Annotated in this window: 17 protein-coding genes; 12 read left to right on the plus strand and 5 right to left on the minus strand. The window is 65.3% G+C overall.

From position 1 onward, the window contains the following. Window positions 1-123 precede the first annotated feature (123 nt). Together DDE75_RS16580 and hppD are read right to left on the minus strand one after the other, a co-directional pair. Complete coding sequence (locus tag DDE75_RS16580; protein ID WP_108503501.1) at window positions 124-483, minus strand: Rieske (2Fe-2S) protein; 360 nt, start codon at window positions 481-483, stop codon at window positions 124-126. Continuing rightward, window positions 480-1,592: a 4-hydroxyphenylpyruvate dioxygenase gene (gene hppD / locus DDE75_RS16585; protein ID WP_108503502.1), complete on the minus strand. Its 1,113-nt coding sequence runs from the start codon at window positions 1,590-1,592 to the stop codon at window positions 480-482. Before hppD ends, DDE75_RS16580 begins: the two co-directional genes overlap by 4 nt. Before the next feature lie 157 nt (window positions 1,593-1,749). Here hppD and DDE75_RS16590 point away from each other — a divergent pair, with 157 nt between their 5' ends. Beyond that, on the plus strand, window positions 1,750-2,244 hold the full coding sequence (locus DDE75_RS16590) for an Lrp/AsnC family transcriptional regulator (RefSeq protein WP_245894784.1): 495 nt from the start codon (window positions 1,750-1,752) through the stop codon (window positions 2,242-2,244). Window positions 2,245-2,247: 3 nt separating this feature from the next. On the opposite strand, the gene fahA is transcribed toward DDE75_RS16590, so the two are convergent. Then, window positions 2,248-3,489, minus strand: coding sequence for a fumarylacetoacetase (gene fahA, locus DDE75_RS16595; RefSeq protein ID WP_108503503.1), 1,242 nt, complete (start codon window positions 3,487-3,489; stop codon window positions 2,248-2,250). Beyond that, window positions 3,489-4,835, minus strand: a complete 1,347-nt coding sequence (hmgA, locus tag DDE75_RS16600) for a homogentisate 1,2-dioxygenase (RefSeq protein ID WP_108503504.1) — start codon at window positions 4,833-4,835, stop codon at window positions 3,489-3,491. Before hmgA ends, fahA begins: the two co-directional genes overlap by 1 nt. Window positions 4,836-4,913: 78 nt before the next feature. On the opposite strand from hmgA, the gene DDE75_RS16605 reads away from it, so the two are divergent. From DDE75_RS16605 to DDE75_RS16640, 8 genes are all read left to right on the plus strand, one after another. After that, window positions 4,914-5,360: a MarR family winged helix-turn-helix transcriptional regulator gene (locus DDE75_RS16605; RefSeq protein WP_108503505.1), complete on the plus strand. Its 447-nt coding sequence runs from the start codon at window positions 4,914-4,916 to the stop codon at window positions 5,358-5,360. A gap of 358 nt (window positions 5,361-5,718) precedes the next feature. Next, the gene (locus tag DDE75_RS16610) at window positions 5,719-6,603 is read left to right on the plus strand and encodes an AraC family transcriptional regulator (RefSeq protein ID WP_108503506.1); all 885 of its coding nucleotides are present in this window, start codon (window positions 5,719-5,721) and stop codon (window positions 6,601-6,603) included. Window positions 6,604-6,699: 96 nt separating this feature from the next. Beyond that, window positions 6,700-7,614 carry an ABC transporter substrate-binding protein gene (locus DDE75_RS16615; RefSeq protein WP_108503507.1) on the plus strand — a complete coding sequence of 305 codons (915 nt, stop codon included), beginning with the start codon at window positions 6,700-6,702 and terminating at the stop codon, window positions 7,612-7,614. A gap of 62 nt (window positions 7,615-7,676) precedes the next feature. Beyond that, window positions 7,677-9,179, plus strand: a complete 1,503-nt coding sequence (locus tag DDE75_RS16620; RefSeq protein WP_108503508.1) for a sugar ABC transporter ATP-binding protein — start codon at window positions 7,677-7,679, stop codon at window positions 9,177-9,179. Next, window positions 9,169-10,140 carry an ABC transporter permease gene (locus DDE75_RS16625; protein WP_108503509.1) on the plus strand — a complete coding sequence of 324 codons (972 nt, stop codon included), beginning with the start codon at window positions 9,169-9,171 and terminating at the stop codon, window positions 10,138-10,140. Before DDE75_RS16620 ends, DDE75_RS16625 begins: the two co-directional genes overlap by 11 nt. Before the next feature lies 1 nt (window position 10,141). Next, window positions 10,142-11,740 carry an FGGY-family carbohydrate kinase gene (locus tag DDE75_RS16630; RefSeq protein WP_108503510.1) on the plus strand — a complete coding sequence of 533 codons (1,599 nt, stop codon included), beginning with the start codon at window positions 10,142-10,144 and terminating at the stop codon, window positions 11,738-11,740. Window positions 11,741-11,748: 8 nt separating this feature from the next. Then, window positions 11,749-12,474, plus strand: a complete 726-nt coding sequence (locus tag DDE75_RS16635; RefSeq protein WP_108503511.1) for an SDR family oxidoreductase — start codon at window positions 11,749-11,751, stop codon at window positions 12,472-12,474. A gap of 38 nt (window positions 12,475-12,512) precedes the next feature. After that, window positions 12,513-13,241: an SDR family oxidoreductase gene (locus DDE75_RS16640; protein WP_108503512.1), complete on the plus strand. Its 729-nt coding sequence runs from the start codon at window positions 12,513-12,515 to the stop codon at window positions 13,239-13,241. An 18-nt stretch (window positions 13,242-13,259) separates the two neighbouring features. On the opposite strand, the gene DDE75_RS16645 is transcribed toward DDE75_RS16640, so the two are convergent. Next, the gene (locus tag DDE75_RS16645; protein WP_108503523.1) at window positions 13,260-14,513 is read right to left on the minus strand and encodes a cation:proton antiporter; all 1,254 of its coding nucleotides are present in this window, start codon (window positions 14,511-14,513) and stop codon (window positions 13,260-13,262) included. A gap of 205 nt (window positions 14,514-14,718) precedes the next feature. On the opposite strand from DDE75_RS16645, the gene DDE75_RS16650 reads away from it, so the two are divergent. The 3 genes from DDE75_RS16650 to DDE75_RS16660 are packed head-to-tail and all read left to right on the plus strand — an operon-like array spanning window position 14,719 to window position 18,088. Continuing rightward, window positions 14,719-15,738: a histone deacetylase family protein gene (locus DDE75_RS16650; RefSeq protein ID WP_108503513.1), complete on the plus strand. Its 1,020-nt coding sequence runs from the start codon at window positions 14,719-14,721 to the stop codon at window positions 15,736-15,738. 21 nt (window positions 15,739-15,759) lie between these two features. Next, entirely contained in the window at window positions 15,760-16,713 is a 954-nt protein-coding gene (locus DDE75_RS16655; RefSeq protein WP_108503514.1) for an ornithine cyclodeaminase family protein, read from the plus strand. Then, window positions 16,706-18,088 (plus strand): FAD-binding oxidoreductase, encoded by a 1,383-nt coding sequence (locus DDE75_RS16660; RefSeq protein WP_108503515.1) that lies wholly within the window; start codon window positions 16,706-16,708, stop codon window positions 18,086-18,088. The genes DDE75_RS16655 and DDE75_RS16660 overlap by 8 nt, the downstream gene beginning before the upstream one ends. Window positions 18,089-18,103 lie beyond the last annotated feature (15 nt).

Raw genomic sequence — 18,103 nt, forward strand, 5'->3', positions numbered from 1 at the left:
AAAACGCTCGTGAAACGCCTACTCTTCGTCCGACATCAGGTCTCGTGCCAAGCTGGTCTCCATCGCAGATACCAGCTTGAATCATGATCAGCGCGCCCTGTGAATCCCTTTCGTCAACATGACCTAGTCGCCGATAAGAATTTGACCGTCCTTTTCCCTCAGTGGGACGGAGGACAGGCTGCATCCCAAGCCTTCACCTGCAACGCCCTTGCCCGTGGCGGCGTCGAACATCGCGCCATGGGCGCTGCAAATCAGCCGCGTCCCGCCCTGCGACAGAAGGTGCGGGCTGCGATAGTCCAGCGGCAGGAACTGATGCGGGCAGGCGTTGACATAGCCCTTGATGCCTTCCCCGGTCGCGACCAGCAGCAGGGGAAAGTCACCCTTCTGGGTGGTCACGGTCACCGTCTGTGCGCCCGAAATCGACGAAACCCCCACCACCGGCGTGCCGGGGGCGGGGGCCGAGGACAGATCGGTCCAGATCATTCGGCGGGCTCGGCCTTCAGGACGCCGCGGCGGACCTGATCCTCCTCGATGGATTCGAAGAGGGCGCGGAAGTTGCCCTCGCCAAAGCCGTCATCGCCCTTGCGCTGGATGAACTCGAAGAAGATCGGCCCGATCACCGTTTTCGAGAAGATCTGCAGCAGGATACGCGTCTGGCCACCGCCGACCACGCCTTCGCCGTCGATCAGGATGCCACGCTTCTGCATGCGGTCCAGCGGTTCCTCGTGGCCCTTCACGCGGGCGCGGCTCATCTCGTAATAGGTGGCGGGGGGACCGGGCATGAATTCCATCCCGGCATCGGCGATCTTGTCGGTCCCGCCATAGATGTCGTTGCTGGCGATGGCGATGTGCTGGATACCCTCGCCCTTGTATTCGCGCAGGTATTCCTCGATCTGGCTGTTGTCGTCGGCGCTTTCGTTGATCGGAATGCGGATCTTGCCATCGGGCGAGGTCAGCGCGCGGCTGGTCAGGCCGGTCTGCTTGCCCTTGATGTCGAAGAAGCGGATCTCCTTGAAGTTGAAGGTCTTGGCATAGAAGCTGTACCAGGTGTCCATGTTCCCGCGCACGACGTTATGCGTCAGGTGGTCGAGGTAGTAGAAGCCGAAGCCCTCGGGGCGCGGATCGACCGCATCCAGCCAGTCGTAATCGGCGTTATAGGCGCTGCCCTGATCGCCATAGGTGTCGATGAAATACAGCAGCGATCCGCCGATGCCATAGACCGCGGGCGCATCGATGGACTTGCCGTCGCCGGTATACTCGGTGGCGCCCAGCTCGACCGCGCGCTTCAGCGCATGCTGCGCATCGACCACGCGCCAGGCCATGGCGGGGGCGCAGGGGCCGTGCTCCTTGACGAATTGCGCCGCATGGCCGTCCGGATCGGCGTTCAGCAGATAGTTGATGTCGCCCTGACGATAGAGCGTGATGTCGCGCGTCTTGTGCTTGGCCACGGGCGTGAAGCCCATCTGGCGGAACAGCTTGTCCAGCACGGCAGGGTCGCGATGGGCATATTCAACGAATTCGAAGCCGTCGGTGCCTGCGGGGTTTTCCGTGGTGATGGTCGCCTTGGGGGCATCATGCGGGAACGGTCCCATGTGGCTCTCCTTCCATGTTTTCAACTTGGCACCATCATGCACCCCATCGGCTGCGTTTTGTTTGCGTTCTGGGGATCGCGCATGGATCGCAATGCATGTATCATGCGTCAGGGCGCGGTATCTGCGTGACGCCGTGCATCAGGTCCGTTCATGGCGCATGAGGCGGCTGGTGGAAGAGGTGATGATGACGCTGGATGAATTCGACATCGCGATCCTGCGCGCCCTGCAGAAGGACGGTGCGCTGACCAATGCGGCGCTGTCTGGGATGGTGAATCTGTCGCCCTCGCAATGTTCGCGCAGGCGTGCCGCGCTGGAGGAGGGCGGCCTGATCCGGGGCTATGCCGCGCGGCTGGACGGCGACAGGCTGGGCTTCGGGCTGCGTGCCATCGTGCGGGTGAACCTGCGCCGGCATGGCGGCGACAGCGAACGCAGCTTCGCGCGGTTTCTGTCGCTGCACCCCGAGGTGCGCTCGGCCTTTTCCGTGTCAGGGGATGCGGATTACGTGCTGGACCTGCGGACGCTGGATCTGGAACGCTTTGCGCGCTTCATCCACGAACATCTGCTGCCCAACGAACATGTGGCCCAGGTCCGGTCCGAGATCGTCCTGCGCACGGTCAAGGACGATCCCGGCTTCGATCTGGGCCATCTGTAGCCTTCAGGGAAAGCGCGGCGCGGGCAGGATCTGGCCCGTGCAGCTGCCGAAGCCCACGCGATAGCCCTCGCCCTGCGCATGTCCGGCCAGCGTGACCACGTCATGATCCTGCAGAAAGCTGCGCGTCTGGCCGTCGGCCAGTTGCAACGGGTGCTCGCCGCCCCAAGTCAGCTCCAGCAGCGATCCCATGCTGTCGTCATCGTCGCCCGAGATCGTCCCCGACCCCAGCAGATCGCCTGTCCGCATCGCGCATCCCGACGAGGCATGATGCGCCAGCTGCTGCGCCGGGGAATAATAGAGGTGCTGCATGTTCGTGCGGCTGATGGTCTGCGCTGCGCCGCCTGTCGACAGCGCCACCGACAGCTTGATGTCGAAGAGGCCCGGCGAACCTTCGGCCAGATAGGGCAGCAGATCGTGGTCGCGCGGCGGGGTGGGCACGGCAAAGGGCGCCAGCGCTGCCGTGGTCACGATCCACGGGCTGATCGAGGTGGCGAAGGCCTTGGCCTGAAACGGCCCGAGCGGCTGGTATTCCCAAGCCTGGATGTCACGCGCCGACCAGTCGTTCAGCAGGACATGGCCGAAGATCATCCCTTGTGCCTGATCGACCGTCACGGGCTGGCCCATCCGTGACGGGGTGCCGACGATGGTCCCGATCTCAAGCTCGATATCCAGACGGGTGCTGGGACCGAAGCCGGGCATTGCGGCATCCTTGGCGCGGGTCTGCCCGTTCGGTCGATGGATCGGCGTCCCCGACACCACCACGGTCGAGGCCCGCCCGTTGTAGCCGATGGGGATATGCAGCCAGTTCGGCGGCAGCGCATTTTCCGCCCCTCGAAACATCGTGCCGACATTGGTGGCGTGCTGGCGGCTGGCATAGAAATCCGTGAACTCGGCCACGGTCAGGGGCAGGTGCATCACCGCATCTGCGGCAGGGTGCAGCATCGGCGTCAGTTCGGCGACGTGGTCCGAGCCTTCGGCCAGCAGCCTGGTCAGGCGCTGCCGGAAGCTGGCCCAGACCGTCGGACCCGCCGCCATCAACGGGTTCCAGACGCCATCCTGGCACAATCCCCGCGTGTCGGTCAGACCGGCGGTTTCCGCTGCGCTGACATCAAGGATCATGTCACCGATGGCGACCCCGCATCGCGGCTGACCACCGGTGGAAAACGCGCCATAGGGCAGGTTGTTCAGCGGGAAATCCGTGTCGGGATCATTGGCGCTGGCGACCCAGCTTGGCATCAGTGCCATCACTTGACCCCCGGCGTGCCGTCGAACTTCCTGTCCAGCCCGTCCCAGCATTCGACATAATCGTCCTGCAAGGGGGCGGTATGGGCGGCGAATTCCGTCAGGTGCTGGGGGAAGCGGGTCTCGAACATGAAGGACATGGTGTTCTCCAGCTTCTGCGGGGCCAGATCGGCGTTCGAGGCGGCCTCGAAGGCGGCGCGGTCGGGGCCGTGGGGCAGCATGCAGTTGTGCAGGCTGATCCCGCCGGGGACGAAGCCCTTGGGCTTGGCGTCGTATTGGCCGTGGATGTTGCCCATCAGCTCGGACATGACGTTCTTGTGGTACCAGGGCGGGCGGAAGGTGTTCTCGGCCACGTTCCAGCGGTCGCGGAACAGGACGAAATCGATGTTCGCCGTGCCCTCGATGCCGCTCGGGGCGGTCAGCACGGTATAGATCGAGGGGTCGGGGTGATCGAAAAGGATCGACCCCACCGGGCAATAGGTCCGCAGGTCGTATTTCACCGGCGCATAGTTCCCGTGCCACGCCACCACGTCCAACGGGCTTTGCGCGATGTCGCATTGGTGGAACTGGCCGCACCATTTGACGGTCAGGGTGGATGGCACCTCGCGGTCCTCATAGGCCGCGACGGGGGTCTTGAAGTCGCGCCGGTTGGCCATGCAGTTGGCGCCGATGGGGCCGCGTCCGGGCAGGGTGAACTTCTGGCCGTAATTCTCGCAGACGAAGCCACGGGCGGGGCCTTCCAGAACCTCGACCCGATAGACCAGGCCGCGCGGGATGATCGCGATCTCTTGCGGGCCGATCTCCAGCACGCCCAGCTCGGTGGCGAAGCGCAGGCGGCCTTCCTGCGGGACGACCAGCAGTTCGCCATCGGCGGAATAGAAATAGGCATCCTGCATCGATTGCGTCACCAGGTAGACATGGGACGCCATGCCTGTCTGCGTGTTCACATCGCCCGCCGTCGTCATGGTCCGCATGCCCGTCAGCCAAGTCAGCGGTTCGTCGGAATGGGGCACGGGGTCCCACCGATACTGGCCGAGGCTGGTGACATTCTCGATCACATGCGGCGCGGATTTCCACAACGGCAGCGCGATGCGCGAGAACCGCCCCTGATGCCGGACCGAGGGGCGGATGCGATAGCACCACGTTCGTTCGTTCTGATGCCCGGGCGCCGTGAAGGCCGTACCGGACAGCTGTTCGCCGTAAAGGCCGTAATTGACCTTCTGCGGGCTGTTCATGCCTTGGGGCAGGGCGCCGGGCAGGGCCTCGGTCTCGAAATCATTGCCGAAGCCCGGCATGTATTCGGGGGTCGATCCGGCCAGCGCGTTCCGGATGGGGTCCTGCGATGTCATGGCGTTCTCCTGTTATCGGCTTCCTTTTCGGGGTAATGGTTGTATTTGTAACCAACAACGATCTTTGCGCAGGTTGCCATGACCGATGCCACCCCGTTCCGGTTGCAGGATTTCCTGCCCTATCTGCTGAACCACGCCGCCGAGGAGGTCGGGCAGGGCTTTGGCCGCATCTACAAGGACCGCTATGGCATGCTGCGCACCGAATGGCGGGTGCTGGCGCATCTGGGACAGTTCGGGCCGATGGATGCCACGCAGATCGGAACGATGGCGCGGGTCCACAAGACCAAGATCAGCCGCGCGGTCGCCGCCCTGCAGGCCAAGCGCTTCGTGACGCGCGACACGGTCGATGAGGATCGCCGCCGGGCGCGCCTGTGCCTGACCCGGGCAGGGCAGGCGGCCTATGCCGATCTGGCAGCGATCGCATTGGAGCATGACCGGGCCTTGGCGGCACGGCTGACACCTGACGAACATGCGGTGCTGCTGCGCTGCCTGCGAAAGCTGGGACGCGATCTGCCGACGCCCTGATCGCGAACCGGGGGCGATCCACACCATCTGTGCTCTTCGACACGCACGGCAGCGCAGTGATCCTGCGACACCTCGGGACCGGAAAACCGGTTGCGGTGATACGAAACAGGCCATGCCCGCCGGGAAAGTATGCGCCCCAAGGGCCATTCACCCGCGCAATGGCGGTCTTTTCATGCTGCAATGCAGCAAAAACCAGGGCTTTGGTCGTCGTCCGCGGCCGGAACCTGCAAAAAAGTATCGGAAAAAATGCGACCTGCTCGTGGAACCATGCCGGGGTGGCGTGATACCCCTTGGACATGCGCCACAAAGGAGGCGGCACCGCCACGGCGGGCCGGGCTGGCGCAGGAGGGGAGGAACCATGCAGCCCGATCTGGAGCTTGTTCATATCCGCAAGGGCGAGTCCTTCGCCGCGTGGAAGCACGGCTATCCGTTCCGCACGGTGCGCTGGCATTATCACCCCGAGTACGAGATCCACCTGGTCGTTGCCACGCACGGCAAGTTCTATATCGGCGATCATTTCGGCGAATTCGGGCCGGGGCAATTGATCATGACCGGCCCGAACCTGCCGCAGAACTGGATCAGCGACGTGACGCCGGGCGACATCGTTCCCTGCCGCACCGCCGTCATCCAGTTTCCCGAAAGCTTCGTCGAGAACGCCCGCGACGCCTTTCCGGAAATGGAGACGGTCCGTCACCTGCTTGACCGCAGCCGCCGGGGCATCCTGTTCGACGACCGGACCAGCCGCGCCGTGGGCCCGCTGATGCACGAGTTGATCAAGGCGCGGGGCGTGCGTCGCCTTGGGCTGTTCTTCCAGATCCTGGACATGCTGGCGCAGGCGCAGGACACGCAGACGCTGGCCAGCCTCAGCTTCGTCCTCGACGTCGAACGGGCCGAGGATTCGGACATGAACCGCGCCTTGGCCCATCTGCGGGAAAACCTGCTGGATCAGGTCAGCGAAAGCACGCTGGCGGATCTGACGGGGCAGACGCTCAGCGGGTTCTCGCGGTCGTTCAAGGCCCATACCGGGACGACGCTGGTGCGCTATCGCAACCAGATGCGGATCGATCTGGCCTGCCACATGCTGCTGTCGGACCCGCAGGCCCGCATCGCCGACATCTGCTTCGAGGTCGGGTTCTCGAACCTGTCCAATTTCAACCGCCATTTCCTGAAGCTGAAGAAGATGTCGCCCTCGGACTTCCGGGCGACCTTCGCGGCCAACCAGACGGTCCGCATGGCCGGCTGACGGGGAACCATCCGCAGTCCATCCGAACGTTGCCGGCCAGATCGCCCGCAGCGACCGGAAAAGGATTGTCGAAATCACAACCAACGGGAGGAAGACATGAAACATCTGCTGAAGACCGCCTCGATCGCGGCACTGGCCATCGCAGGCGCCCACGGGGCACTGGCGCAGGACGCGCCGCTGAAGATTGGCATGACCTTTCAGGAAATGAACAACCCCTATTTCGTCAGCATGCAAGAGGCGCTGAACGAAGCTGCCGCCGACATCGGTGCCGAGGTCGTGGTGACCGATGCGGGCCATGACGTTGCCAAGCAGATCTCGGACGTCGAGGACATGCTGCAACAGGGCATCGACATCCTGCTGCTGAACCCGACGGACAGCGCGGGCGTGGAATCGGCCGTTCGGATGGCCAAGGACCAAGGCGTGATCGTGGTCGCGGTCGATGCCAATGCCAATGGTCCGGTCGACAGCTTCGTCGGGTCCAAGAACCGCGATGCCGGCTATAAGTCCTGCAGCTATCTGGCCGAAGCGCTTGGCGGGCAGGGCGAGGTTGCCATCCTGGACGGCATTCCCGTCGTCCCGATCCTGGAACGGGTCGAGGGCTGCAAGGCGGCGCTGGACGAACACGAAGGCATCACGTTGGTCGATACCCAGAATGGCCGTCAGGACCGCTCGGTCGCCCTGGGTGTGGTGGAAAACATGATCCAGTCGCATGCCGATCTGGCCGGCATCTTCTCGGTCAACGATGGCGGCGCGATGGGCGCGCTGGCCGCGATCCAGGGGTCGGGGCGCGACATCAAGCTGACCTCGGTGGATGGGGCCCCCGAAGCGGTCAAGGCCATCGCCGACGGCACCGCCTTCATCCAGACGACGGCGCAATTCCCCCGCGACCAGATCCGCGTGGGGCTGGGCATGGCGCTGGCGCAGCACTGGGGTGCCCGCGTGGTTCCGACCGAAGTGCCGATCGATGTGCGCACGGTCGATGCCGAAAACGCCGCCGACTTCAGCTGGTAAGTCGACCCCTGCAACCGGCCGCGCCCCATCGAGGGGGCGCGGTCACAACCACCGGAGGCGTCATGCTGGAACTGCGCGGAATACGCAAAAGCTTTGGTCGGATCGAGGTCCTGCACGGCGTCGATCTGCACGTCCGCGCGGGCGAGGTTCACGCCCTGCTGGGCGAAAACGGGGCCGGGAAATCGACGCTGATGAAGATCGTCAGCGGCATCATCCAACCCAGCAGCGGCACGATCCTGATCGACGGCCAGGAACGCAGCTTTCCCACCTATGACGACGCCATTCAGGCGGGCATCGGCATCGTCTTTCAGGAATTCAGCCTGATCCCCTATCTGACTGCGGTCGAGAACATGTTTCTGGCGCGAGAGATCCGCAACGGTCTGGGCCTGCTGGACCGTCGCGCCATGCGCGAACGCGCCCGTCAGATCCTGAAGCGGCTGGAGGTCGACATCCCGCTGGACATCCCCATCGCGCGTCTGTCGGTGGCTGAACAGCAATTCGTGGAAATCGCCAAGGCGCTGTCGCTGGATGCGCGCATCCTGGTTCTGGATGAACCCACCGCCACGCTGACCCCGTCGGAAACCGCGCATCTGTTCAAGGTGATGCGCGAACTGCGGGCGGCGGGTGTCGCCTTGGTCTTCATCTCGCATCACCTGGACGAGATCTTCGAGATCTGCGACCGCATCACCGTCCTGCGCGACGGCGAATACGTCGGTGACTGTGATGTCGCGCAGGTCGATACTGACAGCTTGGTCGAGATGATGGTCGGCCGCCGCATCGAAAACAGCTTTCCACCGAAGCCCACCCCCGACCCGGATGCCGCAACCGTCCTGCAGGTCAGCCGCCTGCAGCTGCGCCGTGGCGGTCCCATCAGCGCCTTTGATCTGCGCGCGGGCGAAATTCTGGGCTTTGCCGGGCTGGTCGGATCGGGGCGCACCGAAACCGTGCTGTCGATGTTAGGTGAATATGGCGCGGCCAGTTGTCAGCTGGCCATCGACGGTGTGCCGACGCGCCTGCGCGACGCAGCAGACGCTCTGGCGCAGGGCATCGGTCTGCTTCCCGAAAGCCGCAAGGAACAGGGACTTATCACCGAATTCTCGATCCTGCAGAACATCTCGTTGAACAATTACGGGAAATACGCGCAGGGCCATTGGTTCATCGATTTCCGCAAGGAACGCGATTGCACCCGCACCGCGATGCAGCAGGTCCGCGTCAAGGCGCAGGGTCCGCATGCACGCGTCGATACGCTGTCGGGCGGCAACCAGCAGAAGGTGGTGATCGCCCGCTGGCTGAACCACGACATGCGCGTGCTGATCTTCGACGAACCCACCCGCGGCATCGATGTCGGTGCCAAGGCCGAAATCTATCAACTGATGCGCGATTTCACCGCGCAGGGCTATGCCATCATCATGATCTCGTCCGAGCTGCCCGAGGTGATCGGGATGTCCGACCGCGTCTGCGTCTTCCGCCAGGGCGGTATTGTCGCGACGGTCGAGGGCGACGCCATCACCTCGGAACGGATCATGACCCATGCCACAACCGGAAAGGTCGACCATGTCGCATGACGCCGAAATCGCCACGTCACGCAAGGGCAAGGCCCTTGAATGGCTGCTGCATTCCCCGCTGGCGCTGCCCTTGGTGGGGCTGATCGTCGTGTCCATCCTGATGGGCTTTGCCAGCGACAACTTCTTTACGCTGGCCAATATCCTGAACGTGCTGCGGCAGGTTTCGGTCGTGGGCATCCTGGCCGTGGGCATGACATTCGTCATTTTGACAGGCGGGATCGATCTGTCGGTGGGGGCCGTCATGGCCTTGGCGGGCACCATCGCAGCGGGTCTGATGGTCAACATGGGACTGCCCGGAGGTTTGGGACTGGCGGCCGCGCTGCTGGTCGGGCTGGGGCTTGGGCTGGTCAATGGCGCGCTGGTCGCATGGGGGCGGATGCCCGCGATCATCGTGACCTTGGCGATGATGGGCATCGCACGTGGCTTGGGGCTGATCTATTCGGGCGGCTATCCGATCAGCGGTCTGCCGGGCTGGGTGTCATGGTTCGGCATCGGGCGCATCGGCGTCGTGCCGGTGCCGGTCATCATCATGCTGGTCATCTATGCACTGGCATGGGTGCTGCTGCAGCGCACCCCCTTTGGTCGCCACGTCTATGCCATCGGCGGCAATGAAACCGCCGCCCGCCTGTCGGGTGTCCGCACGGGCCGCGTCAAGCTGGCGGTCTTTGCCATTTCCGGCCTGACGGCATCGCTGGCCGCGATCGTCCTGACCGGTCGCCTGATGAGCGGCCAGCCAAACGCCGGTGTCGGTTTCGAACTGGACGCCATCGCCGCAGTCGTGTTGGGCGGCACGGCCATCGCGGGCGGGCGCGGGTTGATCCTTGGGACGCTGATCGGGGCGATCCTGCTGGGCGTGCTGAACAACGGGCTGAACCTGATGGGGATCAACCCCTATATGCAGGACGTCATCAAGGGCCTGATCATCCTGCTTGCCATCTATATCGGGCGGGAGTGGCGCTGACATGACCCGACATCTCATCGGCATCGACGTGGGCACCGGATCGGCACGGGCAGGGGTCTTCGACACCAAGGGTCATCTGCTGGCCCATGCCAGCCGCCCCATCCACATGCACCGCCCCACGGGCGAAATCGCGGAACAATCCAGCGCGCAGGTCTGGGATGCGGTCTGCCAGGCCACCCGACAGGCCGTTGCGCAGGCAGGCATCGATCCGGCCAGCGTCGCGGGGATCGGCTTTGACGCCACCTGTTCGCTGGTGGTGCAGGGCGACGAACCCTCGCCCGTGGGTGACCCTGATCACCCCGAACGCGACATCATCGTCTGGATGGATCACCGCGCCGTCGATCAGGCTGCCCGCATCAACGCGGGTGATCATCAGGTGCTGAAATATGTCGGTGGCCGCATCTCGCCCGAGATGCAGACGCCGAAGCTGCTGTGGCTGCGGGAAAACCGCCCGCAGGTCTTTGCCGCGGCGCGCCATTTCTTCGACCTGACGGATTTCCTGACGTGGAAGGCCACCGGCAGCACGGCCCGGTCCGTCTGCACCGTGACCTGCAAATGGACCTATCTGGCGCATGAGGGACGGTGGGACGCAGATTACTTCCGCGCCATCGGCCTGGGCGATCTGGCCGACGAGGGCTTTGCCCGTATCGGCACGGAAGTGGTCGAGGCCGGGACCGCGCTTGGCACCGGCCTGTCCCCGGATGCCGCGCAGGCCATGGGTCTGCCGACCGGCATCGCGGTGGCGGCCGGTCTGATCGATGCCCATGCGGGCGGGATCGGCACGGTCGGCGCGGGCGATCCCACCGCATCGCTTGGCTATGTCTTCGGAACCTCGTCCTGCACGATGACGACGACGCGCGAACCGGCTTTCGTGCCGGGGGTCTGGGGGCCCTATTTCTCGGCCATGGTGCCCGGTGCCTGGTTGAACGAGGGCGGCCAATCCGTCGCGGGCGCCGCCATCGACCATCTTGTGACGATGCATCCGGCCCACGCGCAGGCAACACGCGCCGCGCAGGATGCCGGAACATCGCTGCCCGAATGGCTGGCCGATCAGGCCGGCGCGGCGGGTGACGCCGTGAAGCAGGCACGTCATCTGCATGTCGTGCCCGAATTTCTTGGCAACCGCGCGCCCTTTGCCGACCCCCATGCCCGCGCTGTCGTCATGGGGCAGGGGATGGAGGTGGATGTCCCCTCGCTGGTGGCGCTCTATGTCGCGGGGATCTGTGGGCTGGGCTATGGCCTGCGCCAGATCATCGACACTCAGGCTGACCACGGCGCAAAGGTGTCGCGCATTGCCATCAGTGGCGGCGCGGGGCGCCATCCGCTGGTCCGGCAGCTGCTGGCCGATGCGACCGGCCTGCCGGTGGATGTCACCGCCTGCCCGGAGCCGGTGCTGCTGGGTTCGGCCATCCTTGGCGCGGTGGCGGGCGGTGCGCATGTCGACATTCCCGCCGCCATGTCCGCCATGACCCGCGTGCAGGGCAGCTGTCAGCCCGCAGAGGGTGACATTCGCCGCCTGCATGACAGCCGCTATCGCGCATTCCTGCAACTTCAGGCGGTTGCGCGACAGATCCGCGCCGACACGCCCCCGACCCCATGAGGCCGCCAATGCAGTTCCAAGACAGATCCATCATCATCACCGGCGCAGGCAAGGGCATCGGCCACGCCACCGCGCTGACCATGGCCGAACGCGGCGCGCATGTCGTGGCCATCAGCCGGACGCAGGCCGATCTGGACAGCCTTTGCGCCCTGACCGGCGGGCAGGGCATCGCCGCTGACCTGTCGGACCCCAAGGCTGCGCGGGCCGCCATGACGCAGGCCGGGTCCTGCGATTATCTGGTGAATTGCGCCGGCACCAACGTGCTGGAAAGCCTGCTGCAGATGTCGGACGCGGGCTATGATACCGTGATGGACATCAACCTGCGCAGCGCCCTGATCTGCGCGCAGGAATTTGCCCGCCGCCGCGTGGCCGAGGGCAAGGGCGGGGCCATCGTCAATGTCACCAGCATCGCGGGACATCGCGGTTTCGACGAACATCTCTGCTATGCGGCATCAAAGGCGGGGCTGGAGGGGGCGACCCGCGTCATGGCCCGCGAACTGGGGCCCCACGGCATCCGCGTGACCGCCCTGGCCCCCACCGTCACCATGACCGAACTGGCCGCCGCCGCCTGGAGCGATCCGGGCAAGAGCGGCCCGATGATGGCACGCCATCCGGCCGGACGCTTCGCGCAGGCCGAAGATGTCGCACGCGCCATCACGCTGCTGCTGTCGGATGACGCCGCGATGATCACCGGCGCGATGCTGCCCGTGGACGGCGGCTTTCTAGCGGTCTGATCGGGACCAGATACAAACACATCATGAAGGAGACAGGAATGTCGGAAGAACTGAACGGCAAGATCGCGGCCATCACGGGGGCGGCCTCGGGGATCGGGCTTGCGACCACGCGCGCGCTGTTGAAGGCGGGCGCAAGCGTGGTGATGGTCGATCGCAACAGGCAGGCGCTGGACGAACTGGTGGCTGAGCTGGGGCCCAAGGCGATCGCGCAGGTGACCGATCTGCTGGACAGCGGCAGCTGCAACGCGATGGTGCCGGAGATATTGGACAAGGTCGGCCATCTGGACATTCTGCTGTGCAATGCAGGCAGCTATATCGGCGGTGATCTTGGCGATACCACCCCCGAGGCCATCGACCGCATGCTGACGCTGAACGTCAATGCCGTGATGAAGAACGTGCAGGCGGTCGCTCCGCATATGATCAAGCGTGGAACCGGCGACATCTTCGTCACCTGTTCGGTTGCCGGCTATACGGCGGTGGATGTCGAGCCGGTCTATGCGTCCTCCAAATGGGCGATCAACTGCTTTGTCCAGACGATGCGCCGTCAGCTGCTGAAGCACGGCATCCGCGTGGGGCAGGTGTCGCCCGGTCCGGTGATCTCGGCGCTGCTGTCGGATTGGGAACCCGACCGCCTGCAGCGCGCCAAGGATGCGGGCGGGCTGATCGAGCCTGCCGAGGTCGCTGATGCGCTGATCTTCATGATGTCGCGTCCGCGCAATGTCACCATCCGCGACATGGTGATCCTGCCCAGTGCCTTCGACATCTAGGCGGACCGTGGGCCGCGGTCAGTAGTCCAGACGGCGGCCCAGCCAGCGGGCCAGACGACCCAGTGTCAGCCCCTGCACCAGGATCGAGAAGACGACCACCGCATAGGTCGCCGCCAGGATCGGCGCCTTCCAGTCGCTGTCGGGCAGCGACAATGCCAGCGCGACCGAGATGCCCCCCTTGAGCCCGCCCCAGGTCATCAGGGGCACAACGTCGCGGGCCTCGTGGCGGATGGGGCGCAGGATCAGGATCGGCAGCGCCACCGACATCAGCCGCGCCACCAGCGCCAGCGCGATGGCGGCGGGCAGGGTGACCGCCATGTCGCGGGTGATGGTCAGCTGGAAGATTTCCATCCCGATCATCAGGAACAGGGCGGCGTTCAGAATTTCGTCGATCAGGCGCCAGAAGCCGTCGACATAGGTGCGCGTCTCTTCGGACATGGCGTCGCGGCGACCGACGTTGCCGATCATCAGGCCCGCGACGACCGCCATGATCGGGGCCGATACATGCAGCCCAAGCGCCAGTTCATAGCCGCCAAGCGCCAGGGCCAGCGTCAGCATCACCTCCAGCGGATAGTCGTTGATGCGGCGCATCAGCTGGAAGACCGACCAGCCCAGCACCGCGCCCAGGACCGCGCCGCCGATGGCCTCTTGCGCGAAAAGCGCCACGGCGGTGCCCAGATCGAAACCCTCGGCCCCGTGGCTGTCGGCCGATGGGAAGGCCAGCCCGACCAGCAGCAGAAAGACCACATAGCCGACGCCGTCGTTTAACAGGGATTCCCCCGCGATCTTGGTTTCCAGGCTCTTGCGGATCTTGGCGTCCTGCAGGATGCCCAGCACCGCCACCGGATCTGTGGGGGATATCAGAGCCCCGAAGACCAGTGCGATCAGGAGGGGCGTCTCCGTGATCCAGGAAAAGCCGAACCCCACGATCGAGGTTGATATGGCAATGCCAAGCGTGGCCATCAGCAGGACGGGCAGGGCCTCTTTCCGCAGGTCGGCGATGGATACATGCAGCGCCCCCGCAAACAGCAACAGCCCCAGCATTCCGTCCAGAAGCGAGCCCGAGAACTGCATGGATTCGACCAGGTCGCGAACCTGTCCGACCAGTTCCAGCTGCGGCAGGTACAGGTCGATGCCAAGGATGGCGATCGATCCCAGAAGCGCCGTCACCAAGATGCCGATCGAGGGCGGCAGCCGGAAGAAGAAATAGTTGAAGCTGCCCGAGGCCGCCGCAAGCACAAGGATGAGCGAGGCGATCTGAAGTGGAGACATGCGCATGTCCTTTGCGATTTGACGTGCCGGACTCTCGGGGCCGATCTGGACCGGTCTTGACCCAAGGCATGCCGCGCGGGAAGGGTTCACTTGCCCGGTCGAAAATTTTACGCGCCGCGGCGGGGGTGGACGCAGGCGGTGCATGTCGTGCAGATTGGCCCGAAGGCGCGGCGGAACCATGCAGCGGGGGCAAAGGGGCAGCAGAATGAAGTTCTTTCACGACGATCGCCAGCGCGCCCACGACCCGCAATTCCGGCTGCTGAACGGTCGGGTCACGCAGAACCCCGACCGGCCCGAACGGGTGGACCTGCTGATCGCGGGGGCCATGCGGGCCGGTCTGGAACGCCACGCCCCGACCGATCACGGGCTGGCGCCATTGGCGGCGGTGCACAGCGCGCGATATCTTGACTACCTCGCCTCGATCCATCGCCGCCGGCTGGTCGAATATCCCGATCTGGCCGAGGTGGTTCCGACCCGCTTCTGCCTAGACCCGCAACGCCACTATGGCCCAGGGACCGAGGCGCAGATCGGTTTCCACAACGCCGACACGTCCTGCCCCATCGGTCCGCAAAGCTGGGGCGCGATCCATTGGTCGGCGCAGACGGCGTTGTCGGCGGCAGATGACATCCTGCAGGGCGCAAATGCCAGCTATGCCCTGACGCGCCCCTCGGGGCATCATGCCTATGCCGAAATCGCGGGCGGCTTCTGCTTTCTGAACAACACGGCCATCGCGGCGGAATATCTGCGCGCGGCGGGGCATCGTCCGGCGGTGCTGGACATCGACGTGCATCACGGCAACGGCACGCAGGCGATCTTCTATGATCGGGCGGATGTGCTGACGGCGTCGCTGCATGTCGATCCGTCGCAGTTCTATCCCTTCTATGCAGGCGCTGCGGAGGAAACCGGCGCGGGCGCGGGGGCAGGCTGCAACCTGAACCTGCCCTTGGCGCGCGGGTCGGGGATGGCGGAATACGGGCCCGCCTTGGACAAGGCGCTGGCCCGGATCGGCGATTTTGGGGCAACAGTCATCGTCGTGGCGCTTGGCCTCGATGCGCATGAGGGCGATCCCTTCAGGGGCATGACGCTGACGACCGCCGATTTCGCAACCATCGCACGGGCGATCCGTGCGATGGACCTGCCGGTCCTGAACGTGCAGGAAGGCGGCTACATGCAGCCCGCGCTTGGCGACAATCTTGCCAGCTATCTGGGCGCATTCACGGACTGAGCCATTGCCGAAAGGAACCCCATGCCCGCAGCAAACCTGCCCTACCTTCGCGCAAGTGACGTCGAAGCGCGACTGGATTGGCCCTCGATGGTCCAGGCCATCGCCGACGGCCACCGCCTGGCCCCGGCCCGCATCGGCGATCTGTTCCTGACGCGCGCGGGTGACACGCTGCTGAACCGGGCCGCATGGATCGACGGCATGGGCATCGGGCTGAAGACCGTGACGGTGATGCAGGGCAACGGGGCGCGGGGGCTGCCTTCGGTTCAGGGGGTGATGGTGCTGTTCGACGATGTCACCGGCACGCCCGTGGCGCTGATCGACAGCGCGCTGGTCACCTATTGGAAGACGGCGGCGGATTCTGGGTTGGGCGCGCGGCACCTTGCCCGGCCCGACAGCCGGCAGATGGTCATCATCGGCGCGGGGCAGGTGGCGGGATCGCTGGCGCGGGTCTATCACGCGATCTTCCCAAGCCTGGAACGCATCAGTATCTGGAACCGCACCGCCGCCACCGCGCAGACCTTGGCGAAGACGCTGGCCGCCAATGGCATCCCCGCCGTCGCGGCGCCCGATCTGGCGCAGGCGGTGGGGCAGGCCGATATCGTTGCCAGCGCGACCATGGCGCGCGAACCGGTGCTGCGCGGCGAATGGGTCCGGCCCGGCACGCATGTGGACCTTGTCGGAGCCTTCCGCGCCGACATGCGCGAGGCAGACGACGCCCTTCTGCGCCGCGCCTGCATTTTCGTGGACAGCCGCGACACCACGCTGGACCACATCGGCGAGCTGAAGATCCCGCTGGCGGCGGGGGTCATCACGCGCGACGACGTGCTGGGCGATTTCCACGACCTCGAGGCGGGCCGCAGCGGTCGCATGTCGTCCGATGACATCACGCTTTTCAAGAATGGCGGAGGCGCGCATTTGGACCTGATGATCGCCGGGGCTATTCTTGCCGCTTGGAAGGGCACAGCGGATGCGTGACCTCTTTGCCGACATCTGTCCCCCGGATGCCATCGTCACCCCTGACCGCCTGCGCGATCTGGACCCCGGCTATTGCGAGACCAGCCGCAATGCGGGCCTGCTGCTGCGCCCGCAGGACACGGCGACGGTCGCGGCCATCTGCGAACGGGCGAACCGGACCGGCACGCCGATCGTGATGCAAGGCGGGCTGACGGGGCTGACCGATGCCACCGCCACCACCGGCGATCAGCTGGCCCTGTCGTTGGAACGCATGAACCGCATCCTGCGCATCGATCCGCTGCAGCGCTTCATCGTGGCCGAGGCCGGTGCCACCATTGCCGATCTGGACCGCGCGGCTGCCGAACACGGGCTGACGACGGGCATCGACATCCCCTCGCGCGACATCGCCACGCTTGGCGGTGCCATCGGCACCAACGCGGGCGGGGTGCGGGTGATCCGATACGGCATGACGCGCGACAACGTGCTGGGGCTGACGGCGGTGCTGGCCGATGGCCGTATCATCGAGGATATGAACACCCTGCCCAAGGACAACACCGGCTATGACCTCAAGCAGATGTTCATCGGGGCCGAGGGCACCCTGGGTGTCGTGACGGCGGCTGTGCTGCGGCTTTACCCGCGTCCGGGGGCTAGCGCCTCGGCGCTGCTGGCCTGCAGGGACGTCGCGGCGGCGCAGGCGGTGCTGGCGAGGGCGCAGGTGATCGCCGCGGGCAACCTGCTGTCGTTCGAGGCGATGTGGCCCGATTTCTATCGCCTGACGACCAGTCATCTCTGCGCGGGCCGCGAACCCTTGCCGCCGGGGGACGCCATGCATCTGATCGTCGAGGTGACCGGCCCCACCCCCGATGCCGCCGAGGCCCTTCTGCTGTCGATCTTCGAAGCTGCCATGGCGGATGATCTGGTTCTGGACGGCGTCATCGCCAAATCCGAGGCCGAGCGCGCCGCCATCTGGGCCATCCGCGAGGATACCGACCTGATCGCGCGTCCCCTGGGGGCGATGCTCTCCTTCGACGTCAGCATCGAAGCCAGCCTGATCGATGATTTCCTGCGCCGTTGGGACGAGGCCCGCGCCGCGCAGATGCCCGACATCCGGTCCTATGTCTTCGGCCATCTGGGCGACTGCAACCTGCATGTCTGCGTCGGCCTGACCCCCGAGGCCAAGCGCGACCGCGGCCCGATCGACGATCTGTTCTATGCCACGCTGGCCGCGACGCCGGGGGCGTCGTTTTCGGCCGAACACGGGATCGGGCTGCAGAAGCGCGCCAGGCTGGTCGCCGCGAAATCGCCCGAGGTCCTGTCGCTGATGTGGCAGGTTAAGCAGATGCTGGACCCCAACGGCATCATGAACCCCGGCAAGGTGCTGCAAGCGCCGACCTGAGGCGCAAGACATGCG

This window comes from Paracoccus indicus, from assembly GCF_003056335.1.
Taxonomy (GTDB): Bacteria; Pseudomonadota; Alphaproteobacteria; order Rhodobacterales; family Rhodobacteraceae; genus Paracoccus; species Paracoccus indicus.

What these genes read in the sequence shown, in the direction of transcription:
- DDE75_RS16650 (WP_108503513.1), top strand. Translation starts at nt 14,719, where the DNA reads ATGAAGTTCTTTCACGACGATCGCCAGCGCGCCCACGACCCGCAATTC.
- DDE75_RS16590 (WP_245894784.1), top strand. Translation starts at nt 1,750, where the DNA reads ATGAGGCGGCTGGTGGAAGAGGTGATGATGACGCTGGATGAATTCGAC.
- DDE75_RS16660 (WP_108503515.1), top strand. Translation starts at nt 16,706, where the DNA reads ATGCGTGACCTCTTTGCCGACATCTGTCCCCCGGATGCCATCGTCACC.
- DDE75_RS16635 (WP_108503511.1), top strand. Translation starts at nt 11,749, where the DNA reads ATGCAGTTCCAAGACAGATCCATCATCATCACCGGCGCAGGCAAGGGC.
- DDE75_RS16580 (WP_108503501.1), bottom strand. Translation starts at nt 483, where the DNA reads ATGATCTGGACCGATCTGTCCTCGGCCCCCGCCCCCGGCACGCCGGTG.
- DDE75_RS16605 (WP_108503505.1), top strand. Translation starts at nt 4,914, where the DNA reads ATGACCGATGCCACCCCGTTCCGGTTGCAGGATTTCCTGCCCTATCTG.
- fahA (WP_108503503.1), bottom strand. Translation starts at nt 3,489, where the DNA reads ATGGCACTGATGCCAAGCTGGGTCGCCAGCGCCAATGATCCCGACACG.
- DDE75_RS16640 (WP_108503512.1), top strand. Translation starts at nt 12,513, where the DNA reads ATGTCGGAAGAACTGAACGGCAAGATCGCGGCCATCACGGGGGCGGCC.
- hmgA (WP_108503504.1), bottom strand. Translation starts at nt 4,835, where the DNA reads ATGACATCGCAGGACCCCATCCGGAACGCGCTGGCCGGATCGACCCCC.
- DDE75_RS16620 (WP_108503508.1), top strand. Translation starts at nt 7,677, where the DNA reads ATGCTGGAACTGCGCGGAATACGCAAAAGCTTTGGTCGGATCGAGGTC.
- hppD (WP_108503502.1), bottom strand. Translation starts at nt 1,592, where the DNA reads ATGGGACCGTTCCCGCATGATGCCCCCAAGGCGACCATCACCACGGAA.
- DDE75_RS16610 (WP_108503506.1), top strand. Translation starts at nt 5,719, where the DNA reads ATGCAGCCCGATCTGGAGCTTGTTCATATCCGCAAGGGCGAGTCCTTC.
- DDE75_RS16655 (WP_108503514.1), top strand. Translation starts at nt 15,760, where the DNA reads ATGCCCGCAGCAAACCTGCCCTACCTTCGCGCAAGTGACGTCGAAGCG.
- DDE75_RS16645 (WP_108503523.1), bottom strand. Translation starts at nt 14,513, where the DNA reads ATGTCTCCACTTCAGATCGCCTCGCTCATCCTTGTGCTTGCGGCGGCC.
- DDE75_RS16625 (WP_108503509.1), top strand. Translation starts at nt 9,169, where the DNA reads ATGTCGCATGACGCCGAAATCGCCACGTCACGCAAGGGCAAGGCCCTT.
- DDE75_RS16615 (WP_108503507.1), top strand. Translation starts at nt 6,700, where the DNA reads ATGAAACATCTGCTGAAGACCGCCTCGATCGCGGCACTGGCCATCGCA.
- DDE75_RS16630 (WP_108503510.1), top strand. Translation starts at nt 10,142, where the DNA reads ATGACCCGACATCTCATCGGCATCGACGTGGGCACCGGATCGGCACGG.